This is a genomic window from Mycobacterium sp. UM_11 (assembly GCF_001414075.1).
In the GTDB taxonomy this organism is placed as follows: Bacteria; Actinomycetota; Actinomycetes; order Mycobacteriales; family Mycobacteriaceae; genus Mycobacterium.
Genome location: NZ_LATC01000147.1, coordinates 1 through 8588 on the forward strand (window position 1 = coordinate 1; position 8588 = coordinate 8588).

Sequence of the window (8588 nt, forward strand, 5' to 3'; positions counted from 1 at the left end):
AGGATCACGTGTCCGGCGACGGGCACCCGAACCGGTTCGGCGCCGAGGTTGCACACGATGCGCAGCCCGCCGCGGGACACGCTGATCCAGCGCTGTTCCTCGTCGTAGTCGACCGCGAGCCGCTCCAGCCAGGGGTCGGCCAGGTCGGGGTCGCCGTGGCGCAGCGCGATCAGGTCGCGGTAGAACCGGTGCAGCCGGCCGTGTTCGCCGGCGTCGACCTCGTCCCAATCGAGTTTCGAGCGCGCAAACGTCTGCGGGTCCTGCGGGTCGGGGATGTCGTCGGCGTCCCAGCCGTGTTCGGCGAACTCGGCCTTGCGCCCCTGGGCGGTGGCCTGGGCCAGCTCCGGCTCCGGGTGGGAGCTGAAGAACTGAAACGGCGTCGAGGCCCCGTACTCCTCGCCCATGAAAAGCATTGCGGTGAAGGGCGTCCCGAGCGCCAGCGCGGCCTTGATCGCCAGCTGTCCGCCGGTCAGGTTCTGCGACGGGCGGTCACCGAGGGCACGGTTGCCCACCTGGTCATGGGTGCAGGTGTACGCGACCAGGCGGGTGCCCGGGATTCCCGACTTCTCGGTGGTGTCCAACGGCCGGCCGTGCCGGCGGTGCCGGAACGACGAATAGGTGGCGGCGTGAAAGTAGCCGTGGCGCAGGGTCTGGGCCAGGGTGGCCAGGCTGCCGAAATCGGCGTAGTAGCCCTGGCGTTCGCAGGACACCGCCGTATGGATGGCGTGGTGGATGTCGTCGGCCCATTGCGCCGTCAGGCCGTAGCCGCCGCGGTCCCGCGGGCTGATCAGCCGCGGGTCGTTGAGATCGCTCTCGGCGATCAGCGACAGCGGGCGCCCCAATTGCTGTGCCAGCCAATCCGTTTCGGTCGCAAGCTCCTCGAGGATGTGGATGGCGGTGGTATCCACCAGCGCGTGCACCGCATCCAGTCGCAGCCCGTCGGCGTGAAAGTCGCGCATCCAGCGCAGCGCGCAGCCGATGATGTAGCGGCGCACCTCGTCGGAATAGGCGTCGGCGATGTTGATGCCCTCGCCCCACGGGTTGCTGGCCGACGACAGGTAGGGCCCGAACTTGGGCAGGTAATTGCCCGACGGTCCGAGGTGGTTGAACACCGCGTCGATCAACACGCCCAGCCCGCGCGCGTGGCAGGCGTCGACGAAGGCGACCAGGCCGTCGGGGCCGCCGTAGGGTTCGTGCACGCTGTACCACAGCACGCCGTCGTAGCCCCAGCCATGCGTTCCGGCAAAGGAATTCACCGGCATCAGCTCGACGAAGTCGACGCCCAGGTCCACCAGGTAGTCCAGCTTCTCGATGGCGGCGTCGAAGGTGCCGGCGCCGGTGAAGGTGCCCAGGTGCATCTCGTAGATCACCGCGCCCTCGACCGGCCGGCCCTTCCAGTCGCCGTCGGTCCAAGTCGCGCCTGCCGGGTCCCACAGCTGGGAGCGGGCGTGCACGCCGTCGGGCTGGCGGGCCGAGCGCGGGTCGGGCAGCACGGTCGGGTCGTCGTCGAGCAGGAAGCCGTAGCGGGCGTCCGGGGCGGCGTCGACGGACGCGTGCCACCAGCCGTCGTCGGAGCGGGTCATCGGGTACACGCCGCCCTCGACGTCGAGCCGAACCGACTCCGGTTTGGGCGCCCACACCCGGAATTCAGTCATGATGGCGCTCCAGCAGCGCGACGGGCAGCTCGGCGAACAACTGGGCCGCCGCCGTCGGCCCGTCCGCGATGACCCCGCTGAGCGCGTCCTTCCAGGTGCCCTCGGGCAACGCCAGAACGGTGTTGCCCCAGCCGCTTTCGGTCAGGCGCACGGTCCACCGGGTGACCGCGACCACGATGTCGGAGCCCCGGCGGAAGGCCAGCACGTGATCGCCGGCGTCGCCGTTGGCCAGCACGGGAACGTAGTCGCCGCGCAGGAAGCTGTCCGGGTGGGCGCGTCGCACCCGCAGCGCCGTGGTGACGACCCGGATCTTGGGATGCTCGAGCGCCTTCAGCGCGGCGCGCCGGGCGGCGTAGTCGACGGCCCTGCGGTTGTCCGGGTCGACCAGGCTGTCGTCCCACAGCTCGGTGCCTTGGTAGACGTCCGGTATCCCGGGAACGGTCAGCGCGAGCAGCTTCTGGCCCAGGGCGTCACTTGCGGCGTGCGGATTGAGCTGGCCGACCAATTCGGTCAGCTGGCCGGCCACCGGGCCGTCGAACACGCCGTCCAGCCACCGGTGCACCGCGTCCTCGAACTCGGTGTTCGGCTCGTTCCACGAGGTGTGCCAGGCCGCTTCCCGGATGGCCTTCTCGGCGTAGGCGTGCAGCCGCTCGCGCAGCTCGTCGGTGATTTCGCCGCTGACCGGCCACACGCCGAAGATGTTCTGCCACAGGAACTGTCCGGTCGCGGGGTCGGGGGACGGTGCGGCGATCTCCCAGCGGGCGAGGAACTCCGTCCACAGCGACGGGACCTGGGAGAGCACCCCGATCCGGGCCCTGACGTCCTCGCCGCGTTTGGTGTCGTGGGTGGTCAGCGTCGTCATCGTGTGCGGCCACAGCCGGGCGCGGGCCGCGGAGCTGTGGTGGAACTCGGCCGCGCCGACACCGAAGCGGTGCGGTTCGCCGCCCACCTCGTTGAGCGACACCAGCCGCGCGTCGCGGTAGAAGTAGCAGTCCTCCACCGACTTGGCGGTGACGGCACCGCAGAGCTGCTGCAGCCGGGTGGCCGGTTCGCCGCCGCGGGCCAACGCCGCGGCGAGCACCTGCAGGGCGGGCCCCAATTCCGGTGACTGCGTTTGCGTTTCGGCCAGTGCGGTGGGCATGACCGCCGCCAGGCCGGGGTAGTCGCTGCGGTACACACCGATGTGGGTGAGCAGCGCGGCCACCGCTTCCGGCAGTTGCGGGTGATCGGTTCCGGCGGCCGCGACAATGCTGCGGCGCAGCCGGCGCAGTTCGCTTGCCAGCGTGTCGGTCGCCGCGCGGATCTTCAGTTCCGCCAACATCTTCGGGGTCGCGGCGTAGTCCACTCCCGCCGACTCCACGAGCGCGGTCAGTGCCGGTGCGCCGTTCGGGTCGACGAAGACACCGCCGATCTCGCGGAGCACGTCGTAGCCGGTGGTGCCCCCGATGGGCAGCGTGGGTTCGAGCGCCTCGTCGACCGCGAGGATCTTCTCGATGACGATCCAGGTCTGCGGGCCAACCGATTCCCGCAACCACGCCAGGTAGCCGCAGGGATCCGACAAGCCGTCCGGGTGGTCGATGCGCACGCCGTCGACGAGCCCGTCGGCCGCCCAGCGGGCGACCTCGGCGTGGGTGGCGTCGAACACGGCGCGGTCTTCCTGGCGCAGCCCGGCCAGGGAGGTGATCGAGAAGAAGCGCCGGTAGCCGCACACGCCGTTGCGCCAGCCCACCAGCCGGTAGTGCTGGCGGTCGTGCACCTCCGGTCCGGAGCCTTCGCCGGTGCCGGGGGCGATGGGCAGCGCGAGGTCGCCCAGCCGCAGCAGGTCGCCGTCGACCTTGAGATCGGCGGCGTCGTCGTCGGAACCCAGGATCGGCAACACGATGCGGCCGTCCTCGTCGAGCTCCCATTCGATGTCGAAATACGTTGCGTACTGCGACGATCGGCCATGCCGCAGGACGTCCCACCACCAGGCGTTCTGTTGGGGCTGGTCGACTCCGACGTGATTGGGCACGATGTCGACGATCAGCCCGATGCCCCGTTCGCGCGCGGCCGCCGAGAGCCGGGCCAACCCGTCGCGGCCGCCGAGTTCGGGGGAGACCGTGGTGGGGTCGGTGACGTCGTAGCCGTGGTTGGAGCCGGTGGCCGCGGTCATGATCGGGGATAGGTAAACGTGGGAGACCCCGAGTTCGTCCAGGTAGTCCAGCAGGTTTTCGGCGTCGGCGAAGGTGAACGCGAACCCGCTGGCCTCACCGCGCAGCTGCAACCGGTAGGTCGAGAGTATCGGAAAAGGCATGCGTCACATGGTCTTACGTAAGACCAGAAGGGAGCGCCCGGGCAGCGAGACCTTCTCTTCGGCGTTCACCTGCTGGTCGGCGTCACCCGCCGGGTGATTGGTGTCCAGTTCCACGGTCCACTCCTGCGCATAGTCGTCGTTCGGCATCACGAACTCAACCGGTTCCTCACCGGCGTTGAAGCACAACAGGAATGAGTCGTCGACCACCCGTTCACCGCGTGCGTTGGGTGCGGTGATGGCCTCGCCGTTGAGGAACACCGCCACACACTTGTGAATGCTTTCGCCCCAGTCCTCGTGTGTCATCTCCCGGCTGCTCGGGTTCAGCCAGGCGATGTCGCGGACCTCTTCGCCGGTTCGGATCGGCTCGCCCTCGAAGAACCGGCGCCGGCGGAACACCGGATGGTTTTTGCGCAGCGCGGTGACCTTGCGCGCGAAGGCCAGCAGGTCGGCATTCTTGTCAACCAATGACCAATCCATCCAAGACAATTCGGAGTCCTGGCAGTACACGTTGTTGTTGCCGTTCTGGGTGCGGCCCAGCTCGTCGCCGTGCGCGATCATCGGCGTGCCCTGGCTAAGCATCAGGGTCGCCCAGAAGTTGCGCATCTGGCGCCGGCGCAGCGCCATGATCTCCGGGTCGTCGGTCGGTCCCTCGACGCCGCAGTTCCACGAGCGGTTGTGGCTTTCGCCGTCCCGGTTGTCCTCGCCGTTGGCCAGGTTGTGCTTTTCGTTGTAGGAAACCAGGTCATTCAGCGTGAACCCGTCGTGGGCGGTGACGAAGTTGATGCTGGCGCTGGGACGCCGGCCGGTCGCCTCATACAGGTCCGACGACCCGGTCAGCCGGGAAGCGAATTCGCCCAGGGTTGCGGGCTCGCCCCGCCAGTAGTCACGCACAGTATCGCGATACTTCCCGTTCCACTCCGTCCACAAACCCGGGAAATTGCCGACTTGATAGCCGCCCTCGCCCACGTCCCACGGCTCGGCGATCAATTTCACCTGGCTGACGATCGGATCCTGCTGCACCAGGTCGAAAAAGGCGCTCAGCCGGTCGACGTCGTGCAGCTCGCGGGCCAGCGTGGCGGCCAGGTCGAATCGGAACCCGTCGACGTGCATCTCGGTCACCCAGTAGCGCAGCGAGTCCATGATCAGCTGCAGCACGTGCGGGTGGCGGGCGTTGAGGCTGTTGCCGGTACCGGTGTAGTCCTTGTAGAGCCGCAGGTCGGTGTCCACCAGTCGGTAGTACGCGGCGTTGTCGATGCCGCGGAAGTTGATCGTCGGACCGAGGTGGTTGCCTTCTGCGGTGTGGTTGTAGACCACATCGAGGATGACCTCGATGCCGGCCTCATGAAAGGTGCGCACCATCCACTTGAACTCTTGGACGCTCGCCTTGCGGTTGGCCGCGTACTGATTGTGCGGGGCGAAGAAACCGAATGTGTTGTAACCCCAGTAGTTTCGCAAGCCCAGGTCGAGAAGTCGCGAATCGTGCATGAACTGGTGCACCGGCATGAGCTCGATCGCCGTGACGTTCAGCGATTTGAGATGATCGATGACCAAGGGATGGGCCAGGCCGGCGTAGGTGCCGCGGAGTTCCTCGGGGATGCCCGGGTGGGTCCGGGTCATGCCCTTCACGTGGGCCTCGTAGATCACCGTCTCGTGGTACGGGGTGAGCGGCGACCGGTCCGAGCCCCAGTCGAAGAAGGGATTGCTCACCACGCTGGTCATGGTGTGGCCCAGCGAGTCGACCATCGGCGGCGTCCCGGGGTCGGCGTTGTCGCCGTCGGGGCCGACGGCCTTCAGGTCGTAGGAGAACAACGCCTGGCCGAAGGTGAAGTCGCCGTGAAAGGCCTTGCCGTACGGGTCGAGCAGCAGCTTGCTCGGGTCGCACCGGTGGCCGGCGGCCGGGTCGAACGGCCCGTACACGCGGAAGCCGTAGCGCTGGCCCGGGGTGATGTTGGGCAGATAGGCATGCCAGACAAAGCCGTCGACCTCATCGAGGGGAATCCGCGTCTGGCCCCCCGCGTCGTCGATCAGACACAACTCGACCTTCTCGGCTATCTCGGAGAACAACGAGAAGTTGGTCCCCGCGCCGTCATAGGAGGCGCCCAGCGGGTAGGGGTTGCCCGGCCAGACCGTGGCCAGTCTCGGCTGTTGGTTACCAGCTACGCCTGTTTCTGAAGCGTGATCGTTGGTCGGCACCATCTGACCTTATCCGCGCTCGGCGGCGCGGGACGCGTCACCACCAACCGGTATTGGCCGCGATCTGGCGGCCCAATTCGCCCACCATGGTCCGCACGTACGTGGGGGTGAGGTGATGGGCTCCGTGGTAGATCAGCACGTTACCTTCGACGGGGCGGCACACGTCGGCACGGCAGATCGCGTCCGACATGTCGAGGACCTTCAGCAGCGGGAACTGGGTTACGAAGTCCAGCGTCTGATTGCGGTCGGACAACACGTCGGATCGCTTGATCGCGCACGACTGGGGATTGCCTTGCTTCTTGGCCAGGCAGTCCGCCGGGTCGAACGGCTGGCCGTTCTTCACCAACCATGGGGTGTCGCGCATGCCGAGGATCGGAATGTTGTTGTCGGAGAAGCGTTGCCAGATTCCGATGTAGGTGGCCGGCATCACGTCGCCGGACTTGATGTTCCACGGCCGCGTGGTCGTGGTGAACACGTAATCGGGGCGGTCGGCGATGACCTTCGCCATGGTCTGTTCCACCCACTGCCGGCACTGCGGGTAGGCGGCGTTGTTGCCCATGATCAACGGGACTTCCTCGGTGGACAGCGGGCAGCCCATCTTGAGGTACGTCACGACCTTGAAGTGGTGCATCCTGCCCAGCAGCTCCAGCGCGGGCAGCCAGTGTTCGGCGTGCGAGCCGCCCGCCAGCGCGATGGTGCGTTCGGCGGCGACGTCGCCGTAGGTGCACACCACCACCGCCGGGTTGACGAAGTCGCTGATGCAACCGTCGCGGGTGGAGGTCGGCAGGTCCTCCTTGACCTCCAGGACGCTGGGCCGCATCGGCAACGCTGGCACCCGCAGCCGTTCGGTCAGGGCGCGCGCCCCGGGGTAGTCCTGCGGATTGAGCACGCTGAGTTCCTTGCCCGCGGCCCGCAGCACCGTGACGTGCTGACGCCAGGTGAACGACGTGGCGGTCAGCGTGACCCCGAGCAGCACGATGGCGGTGCCCAGCGCCACCGTGGGCCGGGGCAGGCGCGCCAGCCACGCGGGCGCGGGCGCCGGTGACCGCCCGGCCGTGCGGTACCGCAGGGGATCCTCGACGAGCCGGGTGGTCAGGTGCGCCAGCAGGCCCGAGACCAGTAGCACCGCCGCGCCCTCGACGAAGCCGGCGTGCCGGTGTCCGGTGAACGACAGCCAGAAGATCAGCAGCGGCCAGTGCCACAGGTACAGCGAGTACGCCATGGCGCCCAGCGCCACCAGCGGCGGGGCCGCCAGCAGCCGGTTCGGCAGCGGTAACCGGCCGCCGGCCGGGGCGCCCCGCAGGTTGGCCCCGGCGAGGATCATCAGCATGGTGGCCCCGACGGGGACCAGCGCCCACGGGCCCGGAAACTCATTCACGCCGTCGATCAGGGCCCCGCATGACACGATCGCGGCCAGCGCGACGGTGGCCACCACCGTGCGTACCCACATCGGCCACCGGATGGCCGGCACGAGCGCACCGACCAGCGCGCCGAGCAGCAGCTCCCAGCCGCGCGCGAAGCTGTTGTAGTAGGCGGCGGCCTGATCGTCCTGATGCGCCACGATCGCGTAGACGAACGAGGCCGCCGTCAGCGCGGTCAGCAGCACCAGGAACAGGGTGCGCAGGTGCTTGCCCAACGGGCGCCGGAACAGGTACGCGCACCCCGCGATCACCAGCAGGAAGCCGACGTAGAACTGGCCCTGCACCGACATCGACCAGATGTGCTGCAGCGGGCTGACGGATTCACCCGCGCGCAGGTAGTCCGACGCGGTGTTGGCCAGCTCCCAGTTCTGGTAATAGCCGAGGCTGGCGAGGCTCTGGTCCGCGAACGTCTCCCAGCGGGTCTCCGGCTGCACCAGGATCGTCAGGACGGCGCAGCCCGCCAGCACCACGACCAGGGCGGGGACCAGGCGGCGGACGAGCCGGGTGAGCTCCGCCACCGGCGACAGGGTCACCGCCGGGTTCAGCGCCGCGCGAATGATCTTGCCGCCGAAGAAGAATCCCGACAGCGCCAGGAACACGTCGACCCCGCCGGAGACCCGGCCGAACCAGATGTGGAACACCGCGACCAAGGCGATCGCGATGCCCCGCAGGCCGTCGAGGTCGTAGCGATAGAACCCCTCGCCACGCGCTCCCTTCGCGACCGGTTCCGCGGTCGCGACCGGTGTGGAAGGCGGTGACAGGGTCGGCATGGTTACCAGTCAATTTACCGAAAACCGCCACCCGCTCCCGATTAGGAGCAGGTGGCGGCGTTCGGGAGTCCCGGGCGGTGCCGGGAATTTACCGGGTGGTGCCGGCGGCCGGGGGTAGGAACGGAGATTGCTGGGGCGGCAGCAGCTGCACCGGGGCCCGCTGCACCGGCGCTTGCTGGATCGGCGGCTGCCACAGCGGCGCCTGCGGCGCCGGGACCTGCTGCACCGGTGCCTGCTGCACCGGGACCTGCTGCAC

4 protein-coding genes are annotated in these 8588 nt (G+C 68.4%); all 4 read right to left on the reverse strand.

Going from position 1 to position 8588, the window contains the following annotated elements; all coding sequences use genetic code 11:
• On the reverse strand, positions 1-1655 hold a 1655-nt coding region (treZ, locus tag WU80_RS23085), incomplete at its 3' end, for a malto-oligosyltrehalose trehalohydrolase (RefSeq protein ID WP_055405859.1).
• Positions 1648-3948 carry a malto-oligosyltrehalose synthase gene (gene treY, locus WU80_RS23090; RefSeq protein WP_055405594.1) on the reverse strand — a complete coding sequence of 767 codons (2301 nt, stop codon included), beginning with the start codon at positions 3946-3948 and terminating at the stop codon, positions 1648-1650. The genes treY and treZ, both read right to left, overlap by 8 nt.
• 3 nt (positions 3949-3951) lie before the next feature.
• Positions 3952-6144, reverse strand: coding sequence for a glycogen debranching protein GlgX (gene glgX, locus WU80_RS23095; RefSeq protein ID WP_055405860.1), 2193 nt, complete (start codon positions 6142-6144; stop codon positions 3952-3954).
• A 34-nt stretch (positions 6145-6178) separates the two neighbouring features.
• A complete protein-coding gene (locus WU80_RS23100; protein WP_055405638.1) occupies positions 6179-8332 on the reverse strand; it encodes an acyltransferase family protein in 2154 nt (717 codons plus the stop codon).
• Positions 8333-8588 lie beyond the last annotated feature (256 nt).

Bases quoted from the DNA above. Each gene is read 5' to 3' on its own strand.
- WU80_RS23100 (WP_055405638.1), bottom strand. From the start codon at position 8,332: ATGCCGACCCTGTCACCGCCTTCCACACCGGTCGCGACCGCGGAACCG.
- glgX (WP_055405860.1), bottom strand. From the start codon at position 6,144: ATGGTGCCGACCAACGATCACGCTTCAGAAACAGGCGTAGCTGGTAAC.
- treY (WP_055405594.1), bottom strand. From the start codon at position 3,948: ATGCCTTTTCCGATACTCTCGACCTACCGGTTGCAGCTGCGCGGTGAG.